This window comes from Bradyrhizobium manausense, assembly GCF_018131105.1.
Classification (GTDB): Bacteria; Pseudomonadota; Alphaproteobacteria; order Rhizobiales; family Xanthobacteraceae; genus Bradyrhizobium; species Bradyrhizobium manausense_B.
In genome coordinates this window covers 1184502-1210709 of the sequence record NZ_JAFCJI010000002.1, presented here as the reverse complement: position 1 = coordinate 1210709, position 26208 = coordinate 1184502, and the positions used below count along the sequence as shown (strand labels likewise).

General features: G+C 64.4%; 26 protein-coding genes, 1 tRNA gene and 1 pseudogene. 14 read left to right on the top strand and 14 right to left on the bottom strand.

The window, feature by feature from the left end; genetic code table 11:
• Positions 1 to 143: 143 nt before the first annotated feature.
• The 7 genes from hisD (at position 144) to JQ631_RS25990 (ending at position 4145) form a co-directional block, all read left to right on the top strand.
• A complete protein-coding gene (hisD, locus tag JQ631_RS26020) occupies positions 144 to 1439 on the top strand; it encodes a histidinol dehydrogenase (RefSeq protein ID WP_212330976.1) in 1296 nt (431 codons plus the stop codon).
• Positions 1436 to 1933, top strand: coding sequence for a UPF0262 family protein (locus JQ631_RS26015; RefSeq protein ID WP_212330973.1), 498 nt, complete (start codon positions 1436 to 1438; stop codon positions 1931 to 1933). The genes hisD and JQ631_RS26015 overlap by 4 nt, the downstream gene beginning before the upstream one ends.
• A 5-nt stretch (positions 1934 to 1938) precedes the next feature.
• The gene (locus tag JQ631_RS26010) at positions 1939 to 2406 is read left to right on the top strand and encodes an arsenate-mycothiol transferase ArsC (RefSeq protein WP_212330970.1); all 468 of its coding nucleotides are present in this window, start codon (positions 1939 to 1941) and stop codon (positions 2404 to 2406) included.
• A 158-nt stretch (positions 2407 to 2564) separates the two neighbouring features.
• Positions 2565 to 3194, top strand: a complete 630-nt coding sequence (locus tag JQ631_RS26005) for a Maf-like protein (protein WP_212330967.1) — start codon at positions 2565 to 2567, stop codon at positions 3192 to 3194.
• A 126-nt stretch (positions 3195 to 3320) separates the two neighbouring features.
• Positions 3321 to 3500, top strand: coding sequence for a DNA gyrase inhibitor YacG (gene yacG, locus JQ631_RS26000; RefSeq protein WP_212330964.1), 180 nt, complete (start codon positions 3321 to 3323; stop codon positions 3498 to 3500).
• Positions 3501 to 3676: 176 nt separating this feature from the next.
• Positions 3677 to 3752: transfer RNA gene (locus tag JQ631_RS25995), tRNA-Phe, on the top strand.
• Between the two features lie 189 nt (positions 3753 to 3941).
• Positions 3942 to 4145 (top strand): hypothetical protein, encoded by a 204-nt coding sequence (locus JQ631_RS25990; RefSeq protein ID WP_212330961.1) that lies wholly within the window; start codon positions 3942 to 3944, stop codon positions 4143 to 4145.
• 43 nt (positions 4146 to 4188) lie between these two features.
• Here JQ631_RS25990 and JQ631_RS25985 read toward each other — a convergent pair whose 3' ends face one another.
• On the bottom strand, positions 4189 to 5415 hold the full coding sequence (locus tag JQ631_RS25985) for a cytochrome-c peroxidase (protein WP_212330958.1): 1227 nt from the start codon (positions 5413 to 5415) through the stop codon (positions 4189 to 4191).
• 119 nt (positions 5416 to 5534) lie between these two features.
• On the opposite strand from JQ631_RS25985, the gene JQ631_RS25980 reads away from it, so the two are divergent.
• Positions 5535 to 7100 (top strand): acid phosphatase, encoded by a 1566-nt coding sequence (locus JQ631_RS25980; protein ID WP_212330955.1) that lies wholly within the window; start codon positions 5535 to 5537, stop codon positions 7098 to 7100.
• 216 nt (positions 7101 to 7316) lie between these two features.
• Here JQ631_RS25980 and JQ631_RS25975 read toward each other — a convergent pair whose 3' ends face one another.
• Positions 7317 to 7697: a hypothetical protein gene (locus JQ631_RS25975; protein ID WP_212330940.1), complete on the bottom strand. Its 381-nt coding sequence runs from the start codon at positions 7695 to 7697 to the stop codon at positions 7317 to 7319.
• A 686-nt stretch (positions 7698 to 8383) separates the two neighbouring features.
• Positions 8384 to 9280, bottom strand: a complete 897-nt coding sequence (locus JQ631_RS25970) for a LysR substrate-binding domain-containing protein (protein WP_212330937.1) — start codon at positions 9278 to 9280, stop codon at positions 8384 to 8386.
• A 199-nt stretch (positions 9281 to 9479) separates the two neighbouring features.
• Between JQ631_RS25970 and JQ631_RS25965 the strand changes: the two genes are divergently transcribed.
• The 3 genes from JQ631_RS25965 to JQ631_RS25955 are packed head-to-tail and all read left to right on the top strand — an operon-like array spanning position 9480 to position 12186.
• Complete coding sequence (locus JQ631_RS25965; RefSeq protein WP_212330934.1) at positions 9480 to 10814, top strand: C4-dicarboxylate transporter DctA; 1335 nt, start codon at positions 9480 to 9482, stop codon at positions 10812 to 10814.
• Between the two features lie 23 nt (positions 10815 to 10837).
• Complete coding sequence (locus tag JQ631_RS25960; RefSeq protein ID WP_212330932.1) at positions 10838 to 11344, top strand: ureidoglycolate lyase; 507 nt, start codon at positions 10838 to 10840, stop codon at positions 11342 to 11344.
• A gap of 2 nt (positions 11345 to 11346) precedes the next feature.
• A complete protein-coding gene (locus JQ631_RS25955; protein WP_212330929.1) occupies positions 11347 to 12186 on the top strand; it encodes a bifunctional allantoicase/(S)-ureidoglycine aminohydrolase in 840 nt (279 codons plus the stop codon).
• Between the two features lie 89 nt (positions 12187 to 12275).
• Here the strand turns inward: JQ631_RS25955 and JQ631_RS25950 are convergent, their stop codons facing one another.
• The gene (locus tag JQ631_RS25950; protein ID WP_249160927.1) at positions 12276 to 14300 is read right to left on the bottom strand and encodes a hybrid sensor histidine kinase/response regulator; all 2025 of its coding nucleotides are present in this window, start codon (positions 14298 to 14300) and stop codon (positions 12276 to 12278) included.
• Positions 14301 to 14540: 240 nt separating this feature from the next.
• Between JQ631_RS25950 and JQ631_RS25945 the strand changes: the two genes are divergently transcribed.
• From JQ631_RS25945 to JQ631_RS25935, 3 genes are read left to right on the top strand one after another with little or no spacing between them, the layout of a single operon-like run.
• A complete protein-coding gene (locus JQ631_RS25945) occupies positions 14541 to 15200 on the top strand; it encodes an FABP family protein (RefSeq protein ID WP_212330926.1) in 660 nt (219 codons plus the stop codon).
• A gap of 22 nt (positions 15201 to 15222) precedes the next feature.
• On the top strand, positions 15223 to 15927 hold the full coding sequence (locus tag JQ631_RS25940; protein WP_212330923.1) for a RibD family protein: 705 nt from the start codon (positions 15223 to 15225) through the stop codon (positions 15925 to 15927).
• 8 nt (positions 15928 to 15935) lie between these two features.
• Positions 15936 to 17204 (top strand): flavin monoamine oxidase family protein, encoded by a 1269-nt coding sequence (locus tag JQ631_RS25935; RefSeq protein ID WP_212330921.1) that lies wholly within the window; start codon positions 15936 to 15938, stop codon positions 17202 to 17204.
• A gap of 33 nt (positions 17205 to 17237) precedes the next feature.
• Here JQ631_RS25935 and JQ631_RS25930 read toward each other — a convergent pair whose 3' ends face one another.
• From JQ631_RS25930 to JQ631_RS25885, 10 genes and pseudogenes are all read right to left on the bottom strand, one after another.
• On the bottom strand, positions 17238 to 17555 hold the full coding sequence (locus tag JQ631_RS25930) for a hypothetical protein (protein ID WP_212330918.1): 318 nt from the start codon (positions 17553 to 17555) through the stop codon (positions 17238 to 17240).
• 111 nt (positions 17556 to 17666) lie between these two features.
• A pseudogene (locus JQ631_RS25925) lies at positions 17667 to 18243 on the bottom strand (cysteine hydrolase family protein).
• Positions 18244 to 18337: 94 nt separating this feature from the next.
• Entirely contained in the window at positions 18338 to 18685 is a 348-nt protein-coding gene (locus JQ631_RS25920) for a DUF3088 domain-containing protein (RefSeq protein ID WP_212330915.1), read from the bottom strand.
• Positions 18686 to 18732: 47 nt separating this feature from the next.
• A complete protein-coding gene (locus JQ631_RS25915; RefSeq protein ID WP_212330912.1) occupies positions 18733 to 20589 on the bottom strand; it encodes a sensor histidine kinase in 1857 nt (618 codons plus the stop codon).
• 139 nt (positions 20590 to 20728) lie between these two features.
• Positions 20729 to 21307, bottom strand: coding sequence for a hypothetical protein (locus JQ631_RS25910; protein ID WP_212330910.1), 579 nt, complete (start codon positions 21305 to 21307; stop codon positions 20729 to 20731).
• A 206-nt stretch (positions 21308 to 21513) separates the two neighbouring features.
• On the bottom strand, positions 21514 to 22257 hold the full coding sequence (locus JQ631_RS25905; RefSeq protein ID WP_212330907.1) for a CoA transferase: 744 nt from the start codon (positions 22255 to 22257) through the stop codon (positions 21514 to 21516).
• Entirely contained in the window at positions 22257 to 23075 is an 819-nt protein-coding gene (locus tag JQ631_RS25900; protein WP_212330904.1) for a CoA transferase subunit A, read from the bottom strand. Before JQ631_RS25900 ends, JQ631_RS25905 begins: the two co-directional genes overlap by 1 nt.
• Before the next feature lie 34 nt (positions 23076 to 23109).
• Positions 23110 to 24423, bottom strand: coding sequence for a tetratricopeptide repeat protein (locus JQ631_RS25895; RefSeq protein ID WP_212330901.1), 1314 nt, complete (start codon positions 24421 to 24423; stop codon positions 23110 to 23112).
• 15 nt (positions 24424 to 24438) lie between these two features.
• Positions 24439 to 25449, bottom strand: coding sequence for an aldo/keto reductase (locus tag JQ631_RS25890; protein WP_212330898.1), 1011 nt, complete (start codon positions 25447 to 25449; stop codon positions 24439 to 24441).
• Positions 25450 to 25725: 276 nt separating this feature from the next.
• Entirely contained in the window at positions 25726 to 26151 is a 426-nt protein-coding gene (locus JQ631_RS25885; protein WP_212330895.1) for a PaaI family thioesterase, read from the bottom strand.
• Positions 26152 to 26208 lie beyond the last annotated feature (57 nt).

The window sequence follows — 26208 nt, the reverse complement described above, 5'->3', positions numbered from 1 at the left end:
CCGAACCGGCTCGGGCCGTCGCGGGATCGGTAGCGTCCAGGGTTGACCGCCAAGGGTTGACGCAGCTTCCCCGCCGCGCCATTGAGCAGGGGGGCCGGTGAGCCGGACTGCGCCCCCCAAAACCAGCAGAAGCCAAGCCAAAAATGCCCGTTCGTCTCGACCGCAGCAGCGCCGATTTTGACCAGCGATTCCAGGCCTTCCTCGCCGCCAAGCGCGAAGTGTCGGCCGACGTCGAAGCCGCCGCGCGCACCATCGTCGACGACGTTGCCAAGCGAGGCGACGCCGCCCTGCTCGAGGCCACCGCAAAGTTCGACCGGCTGACGCTGGATGCATCCGGCTTGCGCGTCTCAGCCGCCGAGATCGAAGCCGCGAAAAAGGCCTGCGACGCTGCGACGCTGGACGCCCTGAAACTCGCGCGCGACCGCATCGAGACCTACCATCGCCGCCAGTTGCCGAAGGACGAACGCTTCACCGATCCGCTCGGCGTCGAACTCGGCTGGCGTTACACCGCGATCGAATCCGCCGGCCTCTACGTGCCCGGCGGTACCGCGGCCTATCCCTCCTCGGTGCTGATGAATGCGGTGCCGGCCAAGGTCGCCGGCGTCTCGCGCCTCGTGATGGTGGTGCCGTCGCCCGACGGCAAGCTCAACCCGCTGGTACTCGCGGCCGCATCGCTCGGCGGCGTCAGCGAGATCTACCGTGTCGGTGGCGCACAGGCGGTGGCCGCGCTCGCTTATGGCACCGCGACGATTGCGCCGGTCGCAAAGATCGTCGGCCCCGGCAATGCCTATGTTGCCGCCGCAAAACGGTTGGTGTTCGGCAAGGTCGGCATCGACATGATCGCCGGTCCCTCCGAGGTGCTTGTCATCGCAGACGACACCGGCAACGCCGACTGGATCGCTGCTGATTTGCTGGCGCAGGCCGAGCACGATGCCAGCGCGCAATCGATCCTGATCACCGATTCCGCGCGGCTCGCGTCCGATGTCGAGAAGGCCGTCGAAGCACAGCTGAAGACGCTGCCGCGCGCCGCGATTGCCGGCAAGTCCTGGGCCGATTTCGGGGCCGTCATCATGGTGAAGAATCTCACTGAGGCCATTCCGCTCGCGGACGCGATCGCGGCCGAGCATCTCGAGATCATGACCAGCGATCCCGATGCGCTCGCCGCACAGATCCGCAACGCCGGTGCTGTGTTCCTCGGTGCACACACGCCGGAGGCGATCGGCGATTATGTCGGCGGCTCCAACCACGTGCTGCCGACGGCGCGCTCGGCGCGATTCTCCTCAGGCCTTGGGGTCGCCGATTTCATGAAGCGCACCTCGATTCTGAAATGCGGCCCGGACCAGCTGCGTGCGCTGGGACCGGCCGCGATGACGCTTGGACAAGCGGAAGGGCTGGATGCCCATTCGCGCTCGATTGGATTGCGCCTCAATCTGCCATGACACAGCCGCCCGAACAGGACGACTCGACCAATCGCATCGTCGCGGTCACCCTCGACGAGGACTCGATCGGCCGTTCCGGGCCCGACATCGAGCATGAGCGTGCGATCGCGATCTACGATCTGATCGAGCAGAATCTGTTCGCGCCTAATGGTGCCGACGGCAAGGGACCTTTCACGCTGCATATCGGCATCAGCGGCAACCGCCTGATGTTCGACATCCGCCGCGAGGACGGCACGCCGGTGGTCGCGCATCTGCTGTCGCTGACGCCGTTCCGGCGGATCGTGAAGGACTATTTCATGATCTGCGACAGCTACTACCAGGCGATCCGCACCGCGACTCCGGACAAGATCGAGGCCATCGACATGGGCCGCCGCGGCATTCATGACGAGGGATCGCGTACGCTGCAGGAGCGACTGAAGGGCAAGGTGAGGGTCGATTTCGAGACCTCGCGCCGGCTGTTCACGCTTATCACCGTCCTGCACTGGAAGGGCTAGGTGCGATGGCGGGTCCGCCACGCACACGCGATCCGCAATCGGTGCTGTTCGCCTGCGCGATGAACAGCGTGCGCTCGCCGATGGCCGCGAGCCTGCTGCAGCACATGTTTCCGCAGGGCCTCTATGTGAAGTCGGCCGGCGCGAGAAAAGGCGAGCTCGATCCGTTCGCGGTGTCCGTGATGGCCGAGCTCGGCCAGGACATCTCCGCTCACAGGCCGCAGACCTTCGAGGAGCTGGAGGATTGGGAGGGGCTGAATTTCGACCTCATCATCACGCTCTCGCCGGAGGCGCACCACAAGGCGCTGGAGCTGACGCGGACGCTCGCCGCCGACGTCGAATATTGGCCGACGCACGATCCCACCACCATCGAGGGCAGCCGCGACCAGAAGCTTGCCGCCTATCGCGAGGTCTGCGACCTCTTGCTGATGCGGATCCGCCGGCGTTTCGCCAAGGCGGGCGCCGCGAGCGGGTAGCAACGGGCGGGCGTAACACCCGCGTCACAGATGAAGGGCACACGCATGTCGGAGACTTCGAATCACCAAAGTCCGGGTTCCCGGGTTGTGAAATCAGCCCCCTTCCGATAGGTTCCGCGCGCAATTCACCCCCTGCCTCGTCTCCCAAAAATCAGCTGATGCTCGGCCGCCCCAAATTCGTTCTTGCCTCCGGTTCGCCGCGGCGCCTGTCGCTGCTCAACCAGGCCGGCATCGACCCGGACGCACTCCGGCCGGCCGATGTCGACGAGACGCCGCGACGGGGCGAGCTGCCGCGTGCCTGTGCCAACAGGCTCGCGCGGGCCAAGGCCGACGCGGCGCTCAAATCAGTGCAGCTCGACGACGAACTGCGCGGCGCCTTCATCCTGTCCGCTGATACCGTGGTGGCGGTCGGCCGCCGCATTCTGCCCAAGGCCAATCTGGTGGACGAGGCCGCGCAGTGCCTGCGGTTGCTCTCGGGCCGCAACCACCGCGTCTACACCGCGGTCACGCTGGTGACGCCGCGCGAGGCGTTCCGCCAGCGCCTGGTCGAGACCCGGGTCCGCTTCAAGCGGCTCTCGGAGGACGATATCCAGGCCTATATCGGCTCCGGCGAATGGCGCGGCAAAGCCGGCGGCTACGCGGTGCAGGGCATCGCCGGCTCGTTCGTGGTGAAGATGGTGGGCTCCTACACCAACGTGGTCGGCCTGCCGCTGTACGAGACCACGACGTTGCTCGGCGGAGAGGGCTTTCCGATTCGCTTCGGCTGGCTCAACGCCACGGCCATCTGACAAAAATCTCGAAAACAACCCCATGCACAGTAGAATCGGCTGGCGGCACGCCTGCGCCTCTTCGGCAGGAACCCGTTTGCCCGAGAGGCGCTTGAGCCTCGTCACTTCGTGTAGACTGCCGGCATCATGGACGACCACGTAAAAAAACCCGCCGCTCCCCTCAAAACCTGCCCGATCTGCGGCAAGCCGCAGGCGCAGGCCACCCGTCCGTTCTGCTCGTCGCGCTGCCGCGATGTCGATCTGAACCGCTGGCTGAAAGGCTCCTACGTCATCCCCGGCCGGGACGACGACGTGGATGACGAGTAATAATAAGTAATATCAATGTCTTATGCGAGTGGCGGCTTGCCCCCGGCAAGCCGCTGCGGCTTGTGCACAGCCGTGCCGCGCCCCGCGAAGTCGACGGTGAAGCGTGGGTAGACAGGCCGCTGCGAGCCCACTATAAACCGCCCGCTCGATGGGCTTTGGCCCCTCTCGTGGAGCACGCCCAGGTAGCTCAGTTGGTAGAGCATGCGACTGAAAATCGCAGTGTCGGTGGTTCGATTCCGCCCCTGGGCACCATTTCCCCGCTAAAGCACAATCCTTCCCCGGAGATCCCTCGCACAGGGTCATGATGGCTCGGCGCGATCTCGTCCGTGTCGGCGTCCAACACCTCCTGCCCTGTGCAGAACGGCTCAAAGAGCCTAGGCTTCGCGTGTGGCGCATAAGCCACCCAACAATATTCGAGACATCCTGCGAGAGGTGACGACCATGGACGTCGACAAGGCCACCGCACTGATTTCCGCTGCCGGGCTGGAGCTCACCGATCGGCGCCGGAACGGCACGGATGATGGTTGGACCCTGAGTTTCTCCAACGGCGCCATCCTCGAAGTCGGGGACAAGGGGGAAATGTCTGCGTCCGGAAAGGGAGCCGACGCGGTCGCAAATCTTCTTGGTCTGCCCGGCAAAGCCTAGGGCTGCGACCTGAGGAGCGTCGACGACCGCGCTATCTGCGTCCTCACTTCGCTGGCTGATATCCGTCGGTCAACGTACCGAGAAAGGCGACGACATCGTCGATCTCAGCCGCGGTCAGCGCCGGCGTATCGCCGGCCTTCAGGTCAAACGGCGGCTCCATGTTGACGTTGGCCTTGGGTCCGTCCGGCAGATCGTCATATTTATCGATGCTGCCGTCAGCCTTGCGTGGGTACCAACGTTCGGGCCGGGTTTCCCTCTCGACATAGAACCGCACGGCGTCTCGCAGCGAATGCATGGCGCCGTTGTGAAAGAAGGTCTGGCGGAGGGCGACATTGCGAAGTGTCGGCGTCCGAAAGAGGCCGCAATAATCCTCGCGTTTCAGGAAGTCGGTGCGCAAGGGACCGCACAGGCCGAGGTCGAAATAGGCCGGATTCCTGTTGGCGGGAATGTCGGGATTGCGCGGCACGCCGAGCGCAATCAGGCCGTAATCCGTGAACTGCGGCGGGGTGCCGTCATTGCCCCGGCGGCTGATATGGCAGGACGCGCAATTGCCCTTGTTCTCGGCATTGAACAGCTCGAGCCCGCGCGCTTCTTCGGCCGTGAGCTCGGCTTTGCCGGCCAGCACCGCGTCATACTTGCTCGAATAGGGATAAAAGGTCTCGTGGTCCTGCTGGAAGACCTCGAGCGCCTTGAGGGCCGTCTTGTAGACGGTGGCGGGATTGGCAATCGCGCGGGACCCGGCGATGGCGGCGATTGCCTTGCCATGGCCCGCAGCGATGACCCGGCGAGCCACCTCGGCCTCATCCCGATTGCCCATCTCGAAATCCGAGAGCAGCGGAATCCTGGCCTGGTCGGCGCCGCGGTCAACCCGTCCATCCCAGGTGAGGCCCCCTGTCGGACCGTTGTCGATGCTTTCGTCGGCCTCGTCCTCGGAATCATGGAAATGCTCGGTAAAGGAAGGCACCACCTGCAGATATTTCAAGGAAGGGACGGCTCGCGTCCCAAGCTGGTGCATGTCGCCGCCGCCCAATTGCACCGCGCGGTCGTTGGCCGGGCCGAAGCCGCGGGCGGGATCGTGGCACGATGAACAGGCGAGACTGCCGGATCCCGAGAGAGAGGGATCGAAAAACAAGGCCTTGCCAAGGGCCCCGAGAAGCGTGGCCTGCCGACGTGCCTCGCTGCGTGACATCTCCGCACCTGCCCGGCCCGGATCGACGGTCAGGGCCGTGAGGACGACAGCGGCTGCGAAAAGCCAGCGCTCAATCTGCATGTTGCAAACCGGGTCTACGGCGAGACATCGTCATGGCGATCCGGGCGTGCCTTCGGTGAGCGTCTGGGCTATGACGGATGGAAAGATAACGGCGATCAGTGAAAGCAGGGGGGCTTTGAATGCGAACGAAATCGACACTTGTCCTTTGTGCATCGAGTGTCTTCATCGGTGCGTTCGATCCGGCGCTGGCAGGGGGTAACGGTCCGGGTCCCCAGAAGAATGCCGCCGACGATCTGACACTGATCGACACGGTCGTAGTGATCTTTGCTGAGAACCGCAGCTTCGACAATCTCTATGGCAGTTTTCCGGGTGCGAACGGCGTGGCGAAGGCACCGGCCTGGACGCGGACCCAGCGAGATCGCGATGGCAAACCGTTCCGTGAACTGCCGCCGATCTGGGACGGCCTGACCGCCAAGGGCGTGACGCCGCCGGTGACCCAGGCCCAGACCGAGCATCTGCCCAATCGTCCCTTTCGTTTGGATGACCAGAAGGGCTTCAACCTCAGCTACGGCACCATCACGCACGACCTCTGGCACCGCTTCTACCAGAACCAGATGCAGATCAACGGTGGGCGTAACGACAGATTCGTCGCGCATGCCGACTCGGGCGCGCTGGTCATGAGTCTCTGGGACGGGTCGAAGACGGCGATGTGGAAGGTCGCCGAGAAATATGTGCTGGCCGACAATTTCTTCATGGGCGCGTTCGGCGGCTCGTTCCTCAACCATCAATGGCTGGTTTGCGCCTGCGTCCCCACCTATCCCAAGGCCGACACCAGCCCGGCGAAGCCGTCGATCGCCGTGGTCGAGCCCGATGGCGTGACGCTGAAGCAGGCCGCCAACTCGCCGAAATCGGCGATGGACGGCATTCCGAAATATGTCAGCGACGGCAACCTCACGCCCGACTTCTACGCCGTGAACACCATGCAGCCGCCTTATCAGCCCAGCGGCAACGCTCCGGTTAAGGATGGCGACAAGGCTTATGCGGATCCCATGAAGCCGACGACGCTGCCGCCGCAGACCGAACCGACCATCGGCGATTTGCTCAGTCTCAAGCGTGTCAACTGGGCCTGGTACGGCGGAGCGTGGCAGGACGTACTCGACCATGGCAACAAGTCGCCGGTTCCGAACTTCCAGTATCACCATCAAGCGCTGAATTATTATGCGAGCTTTGCGCCCGGCACCGCGGCGCGTGCCGAGCATCTGCGCGATGGTGGCCTTGCGGGCACCGAGTTCATCAAGGCGATCGACGACGGCAAGCTGCCGCAGGTCGCCTTCTACAAGCCGCAAGGCGATCTCAATGAGCATTCGGGCTACGCCGATATCCAGGCCGGCGACACCCACATCGCCGACGTGGTCGCGCATCTCGAGAAGAGCCCGCAATGGCCGCACATGCTTGTCGTCGTGACCTATGACGAGAATGGCGGCCTGTGGGATCACGTGCCGCCGCCCAAAGGCGACCGCTGGGGCCCCGGCTCCCGCGTTCCCGCCATCATCATCTCTCCCTATGCACGCCGCGGCTATGTCGACCATTCGCCGATGGACACGACGTCGATCCTGCGCTTCATCACGCGACGCTTCGAGCTGCCGACCCTTCATGGCATCACCGTGCGTGACGCCGCGATCGCTGCTCACGAGCAGAAACCGCTTGGCGACCTGACCAGCGCGCTCGTGCTCAGGGGGAAGTGAGGCGCAAGCGGCAGCACTCGCACCTTCGTCTCTGCCGCACGTCATCACCGCCGTTTATCAGCGGGCGTGGCGACACGGGGGTAGACGCTGGCACGGCCTCGACACGCGCGATCCCATCCAGCATTCTTCCGCCCAAACGATCTAAGTCGTGTACTCATAGATGCCGCGGCTCCGGTTTCGGGAGTAGAGCGGACATGCTCGAAAGCTGCGGGTACGTCAGCTTGTGGACCCAAAGTCTGCCCGGACCACAACGAGCGATGATTGGTTAGGGCCATGGAAAACCATCGCTTCGGGACCTCGATAATCCTGCCACCGCAGCGAGATTTTTATCGAGGAGTGGTCCATGAACGTGATTGTGAAGGATTCTGGCTGCACGAGCGCAACGCCCGCAACGACTTTCCCGATTTGACCACAGATGAGATTTCTAAACTGACCATGTTCGTCGCTTAGGTCTAACCCGTTGGCGCTGACCTTCAAGCGGGTGAGCGCATTGATGGTCGGTCCGTCGAATTGCAGTTGCCAGTAGTCCAGCACGAACGTGATCGCGCTGAGTTTTTCGCCAACAATGCTCTCGAACAGTTCCAGCCGTCGCTCCATAATCTCATGTCCACAAAAAGATGGTCAGGCTACTCTAGCACATGATGTCCGAATGTGGCCCTAAGCGGCGGTCGGAGGATTTCCGCTATTTCGCAGCTGTCGGGGGAGAAGCGGACATCTGTGGTGCGGGCCAAAAACGACGCGAGTGACCCGAAGCGAACATTGCGAAGCGAGAACACGTCACACGTTCAATGCGGAGGAGGCACACTAAAATCTAGTGAAGACAAAATACGCTGCGATTGTGCAAAGCAAGAACGATCCCATGCTTAAGACCGGGACGAGATACGCGCCGCGTGTGCGGCCGTAAAACCAAAGTATTGGTGAAGCGATTTGCCCTATGAGGAGCGCGGGTATTCCACCAAAGTACGAGACCGAGATCATCGCTACGGCGATTATCTTAGTTGTCGGGTTGGTCGGTCCGGCGGCAAACCCAAATCCCAGAGGCGATAGCCCCCAAAAAACGGCGAATATGCCTGCAAGCAGCGTAGTGAGTAGCAGGAAGCCGAGATATTCAACCGTCTCTGCGCGAGCCAATCTCTTTGTCGCCATAGCCCGTCGAACATAGCAAGCTTTGCCCGAAATGTCGCCTCATGACCCTTCAGCGACCTCGGGAGATGTCCGGTTTTTCGCCGCTGTTGGGGGGAGAGCGGAGATCGGGTTGCCAGCCTGCTTAATGAGTACACGGCCTAGCTCACCCACTTCCTCTGCCCCAAATAGCGCAGCGCGAGCTTGATGAAATTGTGTACGACCATCGAGGTCTCGTCCGCCCTGAACACCAGGAATACGTCGGCCGCGGGCGGTGACGGCCGGATGGGGCGAAACGCGATATCGGCTGTGGTGAAACGCGCGATCGACTGCGGCACCAGCGCGACGCCGAAGCCTGCCGCAATCAGGCTCGGGATCGACTGCGCGTCGATGACCTGCTGCGATACCTTCGGCAGGAAGCCGGCATCGACGCAGCATGTCTGCACATAGCGCGCGAAATCGGAGCTGTCGGGGTCGAGGATGACGTGTTCTTCCGACGCCAGATCGCCAAGCGCGACGCGCTTGCGTTGCGCCAGCCGGTGGCTGCGAGGCACGGCGAGCACGACCTCTTCCCGCCATGCTAGCTTGCTGGTCAGGTCGCGCTCGTCGGGAACGCCGCGAATGAGCGAAATGTTGGTGGTCCGGTTGAGCAGGGCCGCGATCTGTCGCGCCGGCGCCTGCTCGTGCACCGTCATCCTGACCAGGGGCGCGACCTTCCGGTAGGCCGCAAGCAGCTCCGCGAGACGACCGCGCAGGATGGAGCCGGTCGCGCCGAGATCCAGCGTTCCCACCAGCCCGGCGCCGATCGAGCGCACCTCGTCTTCCGCTGACTTGACCTGTTGCAGGATGGCGCGCCCGCGCAAGAGCATCGCTTCGCCGGCCTGCGTCAGCTCGACCTTGCGGCTGGTCCGGTAGAGCAACTGGGTGCCGAGCTCTGCCTCCAGGGCCTGGATGTGCTGGCTGAGCGGCGGCTGCGACAGGTTCAGCCGCCGGGCGGCGAGCGTGAAGCTGCGCTCTTCGGCCACCGCAATGAAGTACCGGAGCTGACGAACATCCATAGGGAAAGCCTATCAATCGTGTCGTTCTATATATTGGACTTGATGTCGCACCTGGTCAACGAATGACGGATAGCGCGTTCGTCCGCCCCGCAGCCGGCGATGCCCTGTACGCAGCGGCGTCGCGCCGCTGCCAATGACAAGAATGGCGAAAGGCTTCGAGCCGACCAAGCCAGACAGACACAAGCAAGCGAGGAACGCCATGCCCAGGATTTTCAAGTCACTCTTCTTCCAGGTCGTCGTCGCACTTGCGCTCGGTATTGCGCTCGGCATGGCCTATCCTGATACTGCCTTGCAGATGAAGCCGCTGGGCGACGGCTTCATCAAGCTGATCAAGATGCTGGTGCCCGTCATCGTGTTCTGCGTCGTGGTGCAGGGAGTTTCCGCGGCCGGAGACCTATCGAAGGTCGGAAGGGTCGGCATCCGCTCGCTGCTCTACTTCGAGGCCGTCACGACCGTCGCCTTGGTGTTCGGCATCGCGCTGGCTTACTACTTCCAGCCCGGCGCCGGAATGAACATCGATCCCGCGACGCTGGATGCCAAGGCGCTGAGCGGGTTCAGCCAGACCGCGGCCCAGGTCGCCGGCGGCGGCGTCTCCGAATTCCTGATGAAGCTGATTCCCTCGACGATCGTCGGCGCGTTCAGCTCCGGCGACGTGCTGCAAGTCCTGATCGTCTCGATCATGTTCGGCTGCGCCGTGTCATTGTGCGGCGAGCGCGCAAGGCCGGTGGTCGATTTCATCGAGCGCGTGAACGAGATCATCTTCAAGATGATGAACTTCGTCGTCCGCCTCGCCCCGATCGGCGTGTTCGGCGCGATCGCCTTCACCGTCGGCAAGTACGGAATCGGTTCGCTCAAGCAGCTCGGCGGCCTTGTCGGGTTGTTCTACCTGGCGGTGGTCCTTTTCGTGGTCATCGTTCTCGGATCGATCATGCGGCTGTCCGGCTTCAGCCTGTTCAAGCTGCTCGCCTATCTGCGCGAGGAGCTGATGATCGTGCTCGGCACGGCCGCGGGCGACAGCGTGCTGCCGCAGACCATGCGCAAGCTCGAGCTGCTGGGCATCAAGCGATCGACCGTCGGCCTCGTCATCCCGACCGGGTATTCCTTCAACCTGGATGCGTTCTCGATCTACCTGACCCTGGCGGCGGTCTTCATTGCGCAGGCGACCAATACGCCGCTGGCGCTGGGTGACCTTCTGGCGATCCTCGGCGTCGCGTTGCTCACCTCCAAGGGCGCCCATGGCGTTCCTGGCTCGGCCATCGTCGTCCTCGCCGCGACGCTGTCAGCGATCCCGGCCATTCCGGCGATCGGACTGGTGCTGATTCTTTCGGTGGACTGGTTCATCGGCATCGCTCGCGCGCTCGGCAATTATGTCGGAAACTGCGTCGCAACGGTCGTTGTCGCCTCGTGGGAAGGCGACCTCGATCGCGCCAAGGCGCATCGCATCCTGAACGGTGAGATCGTTCCCTCAGGCGAGACGTTGCAGGTCGAGCCTGATGGTGCGGTTGCTCCCGTCGCGGGTCTGCAAACGCTTTGAGCGCGGAAATACGCGAGGTTGGCATGGCGACGCTTTCGATCGAGCCCCTGACGAAGCAGGCGTTCGCGCCGTTTGGTGAGGTCATCGAAACGAACGGGGTGGTCCCCCTGTCGATCAACCAGGGTTACGCGAAGCGTTTCAACGACATCGCCAATATCGATGTCGCCGCGGAAGGCGGACAGACCAGCATCAGCTGGTTTGTCGCCTCCATGCGTCCTGCGCCCATCGCGATTCGCCTGATGGAGCGCCATCCGCTCGGCAGCCAGTTGTTCATGCCGCTTGGCGGCACCGACTGGCTGATCGTGGTTTGCACGGACCCGCGCAACGCCGCGAGCTATCGTGCGTTCGCGGCGACGGGGCATCAGGGCGTGAACTATGCGCGCAATTGCTGGCACCACCCGCTGCTGGTGCTCAAGGACGCAAGCGCGTTCCTCGTCGTCGACCGAAAGGGCGATGGTAACAATCTCGAAGAATATTGGCTGGACGAGTCCACGCAGCTCGAACTCATGCCTGAACACCACGAGGCCTGACGATGTCATCGCGAACCTATCACGTCCCGCAGGGCGGTCTGCCGCCGCAGACGGACCTTCTGAGCGGCCGCGCGGTCTTCACAACCGCCTATGCCGTCATTCCGAGCAACGTCCAGCGCGATATCGTCGTCAGTTACCTGCCGCACTGGGACAATACGCGCGTCTGGGTGCTGGCGCGGCCGCTCTCCGGCTTCGCCGAGACGTTCTCCCATTATCTGATGGAGATCGCACCGGCCGGAGGAAGCGATATCCCCGAGCCCGACAAGGACGCCGAGGGTGCGCTGTTCGTCGTGGGCGGGCAGGTCATTCTCAAGCTGGCAGGCAAGGAGAGCGAGCTGAAGGCCGGCGGCTTCGCCTATATGCCTCCGGGGTGCGAGTGGAGCCTTCGCAATCGCGGCCCGGGCCCGGCCCAGCTCCACTGGATCCGCAAGCTCTATCAGCGTGTGCCTGGATTGGCCGAGCCCGAGCCAATCGTGGCCAACGAAGGTTCCATCGCGCCGGTGCCGATGCCTGATACGGAGGGGCGGTGGGCCACCACGCGCTTCGTCGATCCCTCAGACATGCGGCATGACATGCACGTCACCATCGTGACGCTCGAGCCGGGGGGAACGATCCCCTTTATGGAGACGCACGTCATGGAGCACGGGCTCTACGTCCTCGAAGGCAAGGCGGTCTACCGTCTCAATCGCGATTGGGTGGAAGTGGAGGCCGGCGACTATATGTGGCTGCGCGCGTTCTGCCCGCAAGCCTGCTACGCGGGCGGCCCCGGCCGATTCCGCTATCTTCTCTACAAGGACGTCAACCGGCACATGAATCTGCGGCAGGGTGCGCCGCTGATTTAGTCAGAACACCAGCCGGCTGCGATCCTTCAGAAGAAATTTGCCGGCCGATGCAGTCAGGGGCGCGGTCAGGACATGACCATGCGTGATCCTCACCGCCCCGTCTTCGCCAGATTTGCCAGGCTCGCCGCCAGCTCATCGCTTCGGAACGGCTTCGTCAGTCGCGACAGGTCCGGCGTGATGCCTTCGTTGTTGGCATAGCCTGACACGACGAGGATCTGGAGGTCGGGATATTGGTCGCGCAGCGCGAGCCCAAGGTCCGTTCCGTTCATGCCGGGCATCAGGTGGTCGGTGACGAGCAGGTTCGGCCGCAGGCCGTCCCTGACGCGCTGAAGCGCATCCTCCGCGGAGCCGGCTTCGACGACCCGGTAGCCGAGCTCGCTCAGCATCTCGGCGGTGCTCATGCGCACCAGCGGCTCGTCGTCCACCAGCAGCGCCGTGCCGGCGGGGAGCGGTCGCAGTTTGGCTTCGGGGACGGCATCGATCGCGCCGGCGGCGGCGTGGCTGACCGGCAGCCACAACTCCACTGTGGTGCCTGCACCCACAGCGCTCTTGATCATCAGCGCGCCGCCGAGCTGCGAGGCAAGACCGTGGACCATCGAGAGGCCGAGACCGGTGCCTTGTCCGATGCCCTTGGTCGAAAAGAACGGCTCGACGGCATGAGCCAGGGTCTCTTCGCTCATGCCGATGCCGTTGTCCGCAACCGAGATGCAGACATAGGTACCCGGTTCCAGGCTATAGGCTTGCGCGGATTCAATCGTCCGCGCCTTGGCCGAGATGCGCAGCTTGCCGCCCTCGGGCATGGCATCGCGCGCGTTGACGCTGAGATTCAGGATCGCCATCTCGATCTGGTTGGGATCGGCCATGGCTTCGGGCAACCCTTCGGGCGTATCCACCGTCACCTCGATCTGCGGCCCGGTCGTGCTGGAGATCAGCTCGCCCATGTCGGCGACGAGCCGGCCGATGTCGACGGATATCGCCTGAAGCGGTTGCCGGCGCGCGAACGCAAGCAGGCGCTGCACCAGCGTCTTGGCGCGCTCGGCCGCCTGTGCGGCGCCGGCGATCAGGCGATGCTCGCGCTCGCCGCCGATGCCCTTGCGCTGGAACATGTCGAGCAGGCCGACGATCGGCGTCAGCAGGTTGTTGAAGTCGTGCGCGACGCCGCCGGTGAGCTGGCCCATCGCCTCCATCTTCATGGCCTGCCGAAGCGCTTCCTCGGCCTGCGCGAGGCGCGCCTGCTCCTCCAGGCGATCCGTCACGTCCATCCCGGTCAGGAATGCGCCGATGCGCGCGCCATCGGGCGCACGCAATGCCTCGAACTTCATCTCGTAGACGCGGCGCTCGAAATGCGGATCGCCGAACTCCTCGATATTGGTAAAGGCTTCGCCCGCCAGCGCGCGGCCCCAGATTGCCTTGGCCGCCGCGAGATGCTCGGGCCGGTCGGCGAGGAATTCGTTTAGCGAATCGCCGATCCTCGGCCGCTTGCCATAGATGCGCTGATAGGCGTCGGCGCAGGACGCGTTGATGGCGAGCCAGCGATAGTCGAGGTCGAGCGCCTGGATCTGGCCGTCAGTGGTTTCCACGATGGTAGCGAGCAGGTGACGCTCGGCCGTGCGCTCGGCGACGCGCTGCTCGAGCGTCGCGGTCAGCTCCTTGTAACGCGCTTCGCTCGCCCGCAGCTGCGCCTCGCCGAGAATGCGCTCGGTCGTCTCCGATACGATGCAGAGAACGCCGCCGACCGAGCCGTCGTCGTCAATCACGGCCGAGTAGGAGACGTCCCAATAGCTGGTTTCGCCGTAACCGTGGCGCTCGACGTAGAAGGGACGATCCTTCGCCGCGAAGGTCTTTCTCGTTTGGCGCACGCCCGACAGGAGTGGCTCGAGATCGTCCCACAGTTCGCCCCAGTTCTCGATCGCGGGCCGGCCGAGTGCGCGGGGATGATTGGCGCCGATGCCCGGCGCATAGGCGTCGTTGTAGAGTGCGACGTAGTCAGGGCCCCAGAACAGCACGATCTGGGCCTGTGCGGCCAGCAACATGCCGACTGTCGTTTTGAGGGCCAGCGACCATTGTCGGGGAGGGCCGAGCGGCGAGTCGGACCAGTCGAGGGCACGCATCATCGCACCCAGCCCGCCTCCGTCGGAGGGGAAGCCCAGATCGATTGACTGCCGAGCAGTTGTCTCCGACAGCACCGGACCCCCTCGTGACGCATGACATGGGCATCCTTGCCCATTCGAGTCCGGATTTCGAGGACTCGTACTCAACGCCCCATAACGCGCGGGGCAGCCTTCCGGTTCCGTGACAAGTGCTTGGCGCCGCCCTTGTGCTATTGCTGCTGCGCGCAACGATGCGAGGTCTCCATGCTGCCCCTTCCCGCCGACATCTTCACCGAGCCCGAGGACGTTTCCCCTGACAGTCTTGCCAATCTCGGACCGCTCCGCCGGCTCGCCGGCACCTGGCAGGCCGACAAGGGCATCGACATCAATCCGAAGGCGGAGGGGCCCGAGCGGCGGATCTTCATCGAGCACATCCGGATGGACCCGATCGATCCGCAGGCCAACGGGCCGCAACTGTTCTATGGCTTGCGCTATCACATCCACATCAACACGCCCGAGGAAGACATCACCTTCCACGATCAGGTCGGCTATTGGCTGTGGGAGCCTGCGACCGGGCTGATCATGCAGACGCTGGCGATCCCGCGCGGGCAGGTGCTGCTGGCCTCGGGCCACGCCAAGCCGGACGACAAAAAGATCTCCGTCATGGCAAAGCGCGGCGACACCGCCTACGGGATCTGCTCGACCGACTTCCTGGAACAAGCCTTTCGTACCGACTCTTACCGTTGCGACATCAGCTTTAATGACGATGGTGGTTGGAGCTATGCGATCCAGACTGCGTTGTTCGTCCGTGGCGCGCCGTTCAACCATCACGACAGCAACACGCTCAAGCTGGTCGCGCCGCCAAAACTCAATCCGCTCGCGGTGATCGTCAACGATCGCGAGAAGAACAACAAGCCGGCCTGAGAAGCCGGCGCGGAGATCCTGCATGAAGCCCTATGTCATCTGCCTGATGCATTCGAGCCTCGACGGCCGCACCCATCCGAGCCGCTGGCGGCCGAAGGGCGCCGGCACCGATTGGTTCGAGAAGATCCATGACAATCTCGGCGGTGACGCCTGGGTGATCGGCCGCGTCACCGGCTCGGAGTTCGCCAAGGGCAAACCCTATCCCGAGACCTCGGGCGAAAGATTTCCGCGCGAAAACTGGTTCGCGCGGCGCGATGCCAAAACTTATGGCGTCGTGCTCGACGCGCACGGCAAGATCGGTTGGGGCCGCTCGGATATCGGCGGCGATCCCATCGTCGTCGTGTTGACCGAGAGCGTGCCGGATTCGCATCTCGCCGGCTTGCGCGGCGAGGGTATCTCCTACTTCTTCGCCGGCAAATCCGAGATCGATCTCGCATTGACGGTCGAGATCCTCAATCGCGAGCTTGGCGTCAAGCGCCTGCTGGTGGAGGGCGGTGGCGTCGCCAATGGCGCGTTCCTGCGTGCCGGCCTGATCGACGAATTCAACCTGATCCTCAGTCCCGCGATCGACGGCGCCAGGGGCGCGCCCTTCGTGTTCGATTCGACCGAGGCCGATGGCGACAAGCGCGCGCCGCTCACCGCGATGACGCTGGAGAGCACGCGGGATCTCGGCGGCGGCGTCCTGTTGCTGCGCTATCTGATCCAGAACGATGCCGCGGGCCGGTAGCGACCCGCATGTCTGATACGTCAGAGCACATCGTCATTGTCGGCGCGGGCGCGGCCGGCCTGATGGCTGCGCGCGAGCTCGGGAGCGCCGGCAAACGCGTCACGATCCTGGAAGCACGCGAGCGCTGCGGCGGACGCATCCATCCGCTTCCGGCATCCAGCTTCGGCTATCCCGCCGATGGCGGTGCCGAGTTCGTCCATGGCGAGGCGCCGGTCACGCGCGGCCTCGCGCGCGAGGCGGGGCTCACGGTGCGGCCGATCGGCGGCGCGCAATGGAGCTTTGACGGCACGGACTTCTCGCGGGAGAACCCCCGCGATCCCTATGACGACCAGCTTCATGCCGTCGTGAAGGATCTGACTGACGATCTCACCGTCGCCGACTTCCTTCGCCGGCATTTTGCCGGGCCTGAGTACGCGCGGTTGCGGCACGCCGTCGAACGTATGGTCGAGGGCTACGATGCGGCCGACCCCGAGCGCGCCTCGACGCTGGCGCTGCGCGATGAATGGATGAATGACGGACACGCCAAATCGGCGCGCATCGACGGCGGCTATGGCGGCCTGATCGACTTCCTGGCGGCGGGGTGCCACAAGTCCGGCGTTGCAATTCGCTTCGGTGCCGTGGTCTCTGCGATCGAGGACAGCGACGGCAGGCTCACTGTCCGCGGTGCAGACGGCGCGGTGCATGTTTGCGATCGTGTGATCGTCACCGTGCCGCTGCCGTTGCTGCGCGAGATCGCGCTGCCTGCAGCCGCGCGCGCGAAGGCCGCGGCCGCGGACGATATTGGCTTCGGCAACGTCATCAAAATCCTACTGCGCTTCAAACGGCCATGGTGGCGCGAGCGCGGAGGGCTTGCGGACATGCTCTTCCTGTTGTCGGACGAAACGATTCCTGTGTGGTGGACACGGCAACCGGATCAGCATCCCGTGCTGACGGGATGGTTCGGGGGTCCGCGGACGGCGGAACTGTCGCACCTTGATCCGCAGGGGCTAATTGAGAGCGGGCTCGATTCGCTCGCGGCCATCTTTGGTCGGCCACGCGAGACCATCGCGCAGGACCTCATCGCGGCTTCCGCCGTCAACTGGGCGCACGATCCCTTTGCCCGCGGTGCCTATTCCTGGGCGACGCTGCGGACACGTACGGCGCAGGAGCGTCTGGCGCGCGCCGATGGCCTGGTGCTGTTCTCCGGCGAAGCGCTCTATCGCGGCCGCGACATGGGCACCGTGGAAGCCGCGCTCGCGAGCGGGCTGGAGACCGCCGGGATGATCCTGCAGGGATGAGAGGAAGGCCCGCATCTCTGCGGGCCTTTTGTCTCACCAGCGACCGCCGCCGAAGCTGAACGTCACGCCGGGACCGCCGCCGCCGTAATAACCGTAGGGACCGCCACCATAATAGCGGTGGTGCCGCGGATAATAGCCGTAGCTGCGATAATACGGACGATAATAGCCATGATGGTGATGACGCCAGTGGTGATGGCGATAACCGTGATGGCCGTGCCGGTGCTGCGCGCTGATGTCGGTCGATTGGCGCGTTTGCGCGTTCGGCTTGGCCGTTCCGTCGGCCGCGTTGGCCGCGGATCCACCGGCCAACGCCGCAGCGCCGACAGCCATCGCGACAAAGAGATACTTCATGTCATCACTCCAGTTGAGATGTCGAGTGACAACAGATGGGCATCCCTCGCGTTCCGGTGAGCGCGGGCGTCGAAACGACGCAGACGATCAACGTGAGAATCGCACTGAGGTTTATTGTCGCATCGCTGCAAGCGACGCGATCACCTCGTTCGTGGTCACGATGCGGGCGAATTCGCCGTTGAGATTCGACAGCGTCATCGCGTGAATGGATTCGGCCGAATGGGTGTCGCCGTCGGGGCCGACACGATCGAAAGTCCAGGTCGCGTCGCGCACGAGGCGTGCGTCGAAGCCGAGATTGCCGGCCATCCGCGTCGTCGTCTCCACGCAATGATTGGTGGTGGCGCCGCAGATCACGACCGTGGCGATGTCATCGCCGCGCAGGCGCCTTTCGAGGTCGGTGCCGATGAAAGGCGCTGTTGACGCGCTTGACGATCACGGGCTCGCCGGCGTGCTCGCGCGCCTCGTCCTTGACGGCGTAGCCGGTGTGCGAGGGCAGGAACGTCGAGTTCGGCTTGGTGCCCTCGTGGCGGACATGGACAATCGGCGCGCCGCTCGCCCTGAACGCTGCGAGCAGATCAACGATGCGCGCCACGGCATCCGGATTGTTGCGCCGCTTGCCCGCCGCCTCCCATTCATCGAATGCGCGCTGGACATCGATGACGATGAGGGCGGGGAAGGGATGAGGCATGAGGCGAATCTTTCGGACTGCGGGCCGAGCCGAATATGCGAGACGGAAGGGAAAGCGCGCAATGCCGATCTTCCCTCGTTTCGGGACGGTCGCCTTACGGATGCGGAACCGGAAATCCATGCCGCTCCGACAACGCGGCGAGGATGGCGTCCTTGTCAGCGATGAAGCCGCGCCCCTGATGGCTGCCGGTCTGGTGCGGTGAGGTCGCGCCGTCGGCCAGCACAAGCAGCGGCAGCCATTGGTTCTCCTCGCCGACAAGTTCGATCACGGCCTGCCTCGGCTTCGGCCAGGCGATGCGCGCGATGTCGAGCTTTTCGGCCAGCGCCGGAAACGAGGCCAGCACACCCTCGATCAGCGCGCAATGCGAGCAAAAGAAGCGCTGGCCGAGATAGGCCGGATCTTCGAAACCGGGGCGCAGCAGAAACAGGCGATCGCACGTCATGGGACCCTCCGGGAGGAAACGATGAATTCGTGAGACCGCGCTCGCGCTTATCCCGGCGCGACCAGCGGCAGGCTGATGTGAAATACGGCGCCACCCGATGGCGCATTCTCGGCCCAGATGCGGCCGCCATGCGCCTCGATGATGGTGCGCGCGATCGAGAGACCAATGCCCATGCCTTGCGCCTTGGTCGTGAAGAACGGCTTGAAGATCTCGGTCACCTTCTCCGCAAGAATGCCGTCGCCTGAATCGGTGATGGAGACCAGGGCCAGATTGCCCTCGGTGAGGCTGGTCCGACCAACGACGCGGCGCCGATCCGCCGGAAGATGCGCCACGGCATCCATGCCGTTCACGACCAGATTCAGGATGACCTGCTGGAGCTGCACTCTGTCGGCCTTGACACGGATGCCGGCGGACGACGGCTCCGTCGCGAGCCCGACATCGTGGGTCAGCGCCTGCACGGAGAGGAAGCGAAACACCTCATCGACGGTCGCATTGAGGTCGATGTCGCGCCGCTCGGTCGGATCCCGCTTCAGGAACATGCGCAGCCGGCCGAGGACCTCGCTTGCCCGATGATCGTCGCGGCGGATGTGCTCCAGCATGTCTCCGACTTCGACGAGATCGGGTGCGGGACCCTGCAACATCTGCGCGGCCGTCTCGGCGTTGAGCAGGATCGCGGCAAGCGGCTGGTTCAGCTCGTGTGCGATCGAGGCCGACATCTCGCCTGCGGTAGCGCGGCGGTTCATGTGGGCGAGCTCCGACATGCGTTGACGTGCTTCGACCTCGGCCAGGAAGCGCAGCCGGCGCTCGCGCAGCAGAAAGGTGATCATCAGTGCCTGTGTCAGCATCACGCCCACGACGATGGTCACATGCCAGTAGTGCTGCTCCCAGAAAGTCAGTTCTCGGAAACGCACCTCGCTGCCGGGTGGCAGACTGGCTTCGTCGACATTCCAGCGCTTGAGTTCCCGCCAGTCGAAGATCGGCTTGACGTTATCGCCGTTGAAAGACGCAATGCTCGACGGCGCTTCGCCATTGAGAATCCGCATCGCGACATCGCCGGCTTCCCGCCCGATGATGTCGGGCAGCAGCAGGAAGCCGCCCACGCCCGACTTTCCAAGAAATGTATCCGATGTGATGATGACCGGACGGTTCGCGCTCTCGGCAATACGTGCGAGTGCCGCGGCCGGAGAATAATAGGTGCCTTCGCCGTCGGAATATATCGCCGAAGTCAGGATAGCGGAGCGGTCGGGAAGCGTCGCGACCTGCTTGCGGACCTCACGCAACACGGTGTCCGAAAGATCGGTGACCTCGATATCCGGCATTGCCGCAGCAAAATCCTGCTTCCAGTGTCCATAGACCAGCGGATTCTTCCAGGCGTCACCGACAAGAACGACGCGGGTTAGGTTGGGAACGATCGCGCGGGCTGCGGTCAGCAGATGGAGCGGCCTCACTCTTGAGAAAACTGCGGTCGTGTTGGGGAGGAACAACGCGCTCACCTCGGGCAGATCGGGCACGAAGCCGTACACGACGGGTGCGGCGGGCCAGATGTCCTGCTTGCGCTTCTGAAGGAATTTCGCCGATGCGACGCCGATCGAAACGATGACGTCGATCGGCCGCTGCGCATATTTGGTCTTGAGGTGACCGACGAGACTCTCTTCGTAATCCGGCCCAGGGAAGCGTGCGAGATCGAGGCTCTCGCCGTAGATCACGGTGTGGGGATGGCCGTTCTGCTTCGCAGCGGCGCGGATTCCGGCGAAGATCTCCGAATAAAATGGTGAGCGAAAATCGGCTTCTTCGAGAACCAGGATGGAGCGTTGCCGGGCACCGTCGGCTGCAATGCATTCACGCGACAGGCAAGCGAACAGCAGGACGATCAGGACGCGCGCGAGCCCGGTGATGATACGCATTGCTGGACGCTCGGCCCCGCCTCGGGTTGCAATCGCGCCTCCTCATGAGGACACACGAGGGAGCATACCCACCTAAGACGGAGATTCAACGGAAGGATGTGCGCCTCGCCCGATGAACGAACGGCGATGCGAAGGACCGTTACTTGAACGGATCCTGGATCGAGGGCGACGACTGCCTGATGCGGCGCACGCTGACCGGCTTGCCGTCAGAGACGAACAGCAGTTCGTAGGTCCGGCCCTCGTTGTCGGTCGCCGAGCAGGTGACGTCGTTCACCTTCCTAGCGGCGAAGTTGCCAGTCTGGCGGCAGACGCCAATCGAGGTCTGCTCCGCCGGTACCGGAAGGCCGTCGACCCTGGGTCGGTTCTTGGAGTTGAGCAGCATGCGGTCGATCGGCAACTCGTAGGAATTGTCGTCAGCGCGCTTGCCGTTCTCACCTGAGAACGAGACGACGTGGTTCTCGTCGCTGGGGTCGTCGACGGCGACCGCGAAATTGACCCGGCCCTTGGCGTCATGGGCAAAGGCCACGGTCTTGCAGGCAAAGGGGCGACCGGCGACCTTCAGCGTCTTGCAGTGGCCCGAGATCAACGCGAGCATGTCGACAAGAGAATTCTGCCGGGCTGGTGCGCTGTTCACCGGGATCGCGGTGGAAGAGTCGGCAAAACAAGGGCTTACGAGAGCAACGAGGGGGGCGGCCAGGATCAGTTGGCGGAGACGCATCGTCAGGCTCATGTGCCAGAGGGCCACGGACGGGCGAAAGTTCCGCCCTATAACCGTCGAATCGCAAATTGGTTGCGACCCCGTTTGCCCGGCCAACCTCGTCTTGAATACCACCGCGCCACCCATCGGCGACTCGCCCCCGATCGCCCTAACCGTCCTAGCAGGCACTTGCCGCCAGGCCGATGTTTTTTTCGAGGCAGACGGCGTCACGCCGCCTGCTTCATGGTCCGCGCAAAGGCCGGATAAGTCTCGGCCAGCGCGTCGAAAACCTGCCCGCGCAGCAGCGCCAGCGTTGCTGGATCGGGCCGCTGCGTTTCGCGCACGACATCCGGCTCCCGATAGGTGAAGCCGGTATTCTCCCTGATGTCGGCCGGGGTGAAGGGCGGATGCACCGAGCGCAGCGCGAAGCCGCCCGCCTCGCGGTCGAAGTCGAACAGAGCCATGTTGGTCAGAAGCGCATGCGGCCCGCCGCGGCGCGGCACCTCCGGCGTGATCGCGCGCGCGCTGACGAAATCGACCTTGGGCACGAACACGCGCGGCGAATGCTCCTCGCGAAACAGGATCACGCGCGGGATGAGATGATAGAGATAGGCCGAGCCGAACGAGCCGGGCCAGCGTACGCTGGTCGTCGGATACTCGCCGGTGCCGACCAGATTGATGTTACCCTGGCCGTCGATCTGGCCGCCGCCGAGGAAGAAGGCGTCGACCCTGCCTTGCGCGGCGCAGTCGAACAGCTCGATGCCGCCATTGGTGAAGAAATTATTCGCCTGCGATCCCAGGATCGAGATGCGCACCGGCGGCTTGCCGTCGCGTTCGTTGCGGGCGCGCAGCAGCATGGCGCCGGCCGCGGGAATCGGTGACGACGCGCCGACTGCGACGTGACGGATGCCGTCCAGCAGATCGGCGATGGTGGCGATCAGGATCTCGCGGCGCTCGCGCTCAGTCGACATCAGGCCACCTGCTTGCGATGGGTCAGGAAGGCCGAGAGATAGGCGCGAAAGCCGTCCTCGCTGCGCGCCATCGTCGCGTAGCGCGCGATCTCGGCCTCGTCGGCGGGATATTCGTCCCACAGCGCCAACGGCCAGGCGCCGCGTGCGGCGACCGCGATGCTGTCGACATAGAGCGAGGGCAGCACGCCGGCGGCGGAATCCTCGTTTCCGAGCAGATTGCGGTCGACGATGCGCTCCACGGTGACCAGCGTGCACTTCGCTGCATAAGCGAGGTCGGCGAGCTCGCGATGCCGGCCGATGCGGACATTGCCGGCGCGGTCGGCCTCGGGCGCGTGAAACAGCGCGACATCAGGCGCGATCGCGGGCACCACGACCACCTTGCGCGCTTCGCCGACCGGACTGTCGATCACCTGCCAGTCAGGCCGCACGTTGAGGAGGTCGCTGCCGATGATGCCGGCAATCGGCATGAACGGCACGCCCTTTTGCGCGGCGAGCAGACCGGCATAGATCGCCGGGCAGGTGGAATCGCGCATGGTGAAGGCGCCGCTCTTGACGGCGGCAGTGAAGCGCGGCGCGGCGCCGGCTTCCCCGAGCGACACTGCGCTGGTCTCCAGCGAAGCAATCGCGCCTGCGCCGATCAGGAGATCGGCCTGCATGCCGGAGATCGGGACGCAGATCAGCTTGAGGCCACGTATGCCCGCTTCGAGCAGGGTCGCGGTCGCCGCCATCGCCACGCCCGAACCATCGACGGGGATTGCCAGCGACTGTCCTGGCGTAACGCGCGCGGCCAGTGCCTCCAGCGCGACGATCTCGGTCATGGGCGTCCTCCGGTCGTGTTTGCTCCATCCTGCCTCAGGCCATCGCCGTCTGCCAGCGCGTATCGCGCAAGGACGGGCGGCGGTGCAGGCGGGCGTCGAGGAGCTTGCGGGCGCGCGGCAGCTCGCCGCTGCGCATGAGAGCGACGAGGTACGCGTCCTCGACCAGTTCGCGCTGGGCGTGGCTGCCGCCGATGCGAACGACCTCGTGGAGGACAGGCGCAAGCTCGCGCACGCAAGCGGCGTAATTCTCATCCGCGAAGGCCGCCAGCGCGCGACAGATCGCCGGCACCACGGGGCCGGCCGGCAGCTTGCCGTCGGCAAGGCGCTGCTCGATCACGGCAAGGCGCGCGGCGAGCGCATCGTTGTTCCGCGTCGCGGCCGCGAACAGCGCCATGTGGACGTCGGCGAAGGGCAGGCCCGACTTCGGGAACAGCTTTTGCGCGGTGGCGTCGGCCTCGACCCAGAGCGGCTTCGGCACGGCGTGGCCATAAGCCGACAGACGCCAGAGCAGCGAGGCGCTGTCGGTGACGACATTGAGCGGTGGCGCCTGCGTGGCGGCGGGTTGGAGCACGTCGGCATAGATCTGGAGCGCACGCGCCGCATCGCCATGCTCGAGCGCACCGAGTGCCTGGTGCCAGAGGATATGGCCGTGCAGGATTCCGGCACGGTCATAGGTCGGGATCCATTCGTCGACGAGGCGGTCTGCCGCGTCGATCGAGCCATCCTCGAACATTGCATGCAGCACGGCGTGCGCTGCATGAGCATTGGCCCGGCGCAGATCAAAACCGCGCTCGGTAACAGTGCGGCCGCGCGCGACGTCGCCATTCTCGGTCATCGCCCAGCCAGACATGGTGAGAAACCACCAGTCCTCGCCGTAGTGACGCGCGACGCGCTCGCACAGCTCATGCCGCGCGCGGTCGTGGTCGGCCATGCCGGAGAACGCGAACAGGCCGAACGCGCCGAGCGGCAGCGACAGCACGACGGCGTCGCGCGGCCAGCTTTCAATATGCCTGAACATGGCTGCGATCGCGTCGGGCCCGCGTCCCTCGATCGCAAGCGCCAGCGTCTCGACATGCGATCGCTCGCGCTCGGTGCCGCGCGTGGCCACAACCTCGCGCGCCAGTGCCGCCTTCTGCCGCGCAAGTTCGCCCTGCTGGTAGAACGCGTGCACCCGGGCGCGCGCGATGTGGGCCAGCGCGAAATCCGGATCGGCGGCGATCGCGCGCTCCAGCATTTCCGCCGTGCCGGTCCAGCCGGCAAGCATGAGATCGACGCCTTCGCGATAGGCGGACGCAGCCTGATCGGAGCTGGTGGAGAGCGGCAGTCCGTAGCGGTCTTCAAACGCCATTGCCGTCTCCCGCTCTCACGCCGTCCGCGCGCGACGTCCCTCGATCGGATAGGCGGGGTCATTGTAGCCCGGCGTCGACGGATGGCCAGGCACGACCAGCCGGTCGATCAACGCCTCGTCCTCCGCGGTGAAGCGGTAGTCGAGCGCGCGGATATAGCCGTCCCACTGCTCCTCGGTGCGCGGGCCCGCGACGATCGACGAGACGAAGGCGGAGTTGAGCACCCAGGCGACCGCGAACTGGCCGGCGGTGATGCCATTCTTCTCGGCGTGAACCTTGATCTCCTGTGCAAGCTGAAGCGATTCCGGCCGCCATTCCGTCTGCATCATGCGTGTGTCGTTGCGGCCCGCGCGTGTCTCCTTGTCGGGAGCAGCATCAGGCTTGTACTTGCCGGTGAGCACGCCGCGCGCCAGCGGGCTATAGGGGACGATGCCGAGGCCGTAATAGGAGCAGGCCGGAAAATGCTCGACCTCGGGCATCCGGTTCATCGCGTTGTAGTAGGGCTGGCTCACCACGGGACGGTCGATGCCGAGCCGGTCGCAGATGTTGCAGATTTCGGCGACGCGCCAGGCGCGATAGTTGGAGACGCCGAAATAGCGGATCTTGCCTGATCGGATCAGATCGCCCATCGCGCGCACCGTCTCCTCCAGCGGCGTCGCATGGTCTTCCTTGTGCAGATAATAGATGTCGATGTGGTCTGTGCCGAGCCGCTTCAGGCTCTCGTCGGCCGCCTGCAACACCCAGCGCCGCGACAGCCCGACGCGATTGGGATCACTGCCCATGGGGTTCGCGAGCTTGGTGGCGAGCACCCAGGCGTGCCTGACGTTGCCGATGGCACGGCCGACGACCTCCTCGGACGCTCCTTTCGAATAGGCGTCCGCGGTGTCGATGAAGTTGATGCCGGCCTCATGCGCCTTCGAGATGATCCGCTTTGATGCCGCCTCGTCCGTCGGCCCGCCGAACATCATGGAGCCCAAACAGATCGGCGAGACTTTCAGGCCGCTGCGGCCGAGTTGGCGGTATTGCATGGACGGTTTCCTCGAGGCTTCTGTTGTGGCTCACCATAGCCGCCCGGTTCCGTCATTGCGAGCGCAGCGAAGCAATCCAGCAATGCTGCTTTCTCTCGTCGCCCCGGACAAGCGAAGCGCAGATCCGGGACCCATAACCACAGGGAGAGGTTTGGCGAAGACTCGGAGTTGCCTGTTTCGCGCTACAACTACTGCCTGGGGTTATGGGTCCCGGCCTGCGCCGGGACGACAGCGGAGTGTGCGATGTGCAGCGGTGGCAGTCTCGCCGAACGTGCCCTACGCCGGCCCCTTCAAAATCTTGAACACACCATTGGCCATCACCACGCAGCGACCGTCGACGGTCACCTCGGTGCTCATGAAGATCAGGCTGCGGGTCGAGCGCACCACGTGGGGGCGGGAGATCAGGATGTCGCCGATCTGGCCGGCCTCGACGAAATGGGTGTCGAGCTGCACCGTCGCCATATACTCCTTGCCCGAGACGTAGCGGGCGGTCATGCCGCAGGTGCGGTCCGCGAAGGTCATCATCACGCCGCCCTGGACCATGCCGCGGCGGTTGTGGTGCTTGTCTTCGGTCGCGAGCGCGAACTCGTACTGGCCATCGACCTTGCGCTCCCACAACGGCCCGACCAGGTGCATGAAGCCTGTGGTCTCCATGATGGTCCAGCCGTCTGATTTGAGCTTTGCGGCGGTCTTGCTGGTCATCGCTCCGTTCATCCTTGCAACGCTTGATCTCTCCTCGTTTCATCGAGCGCGGTCCTG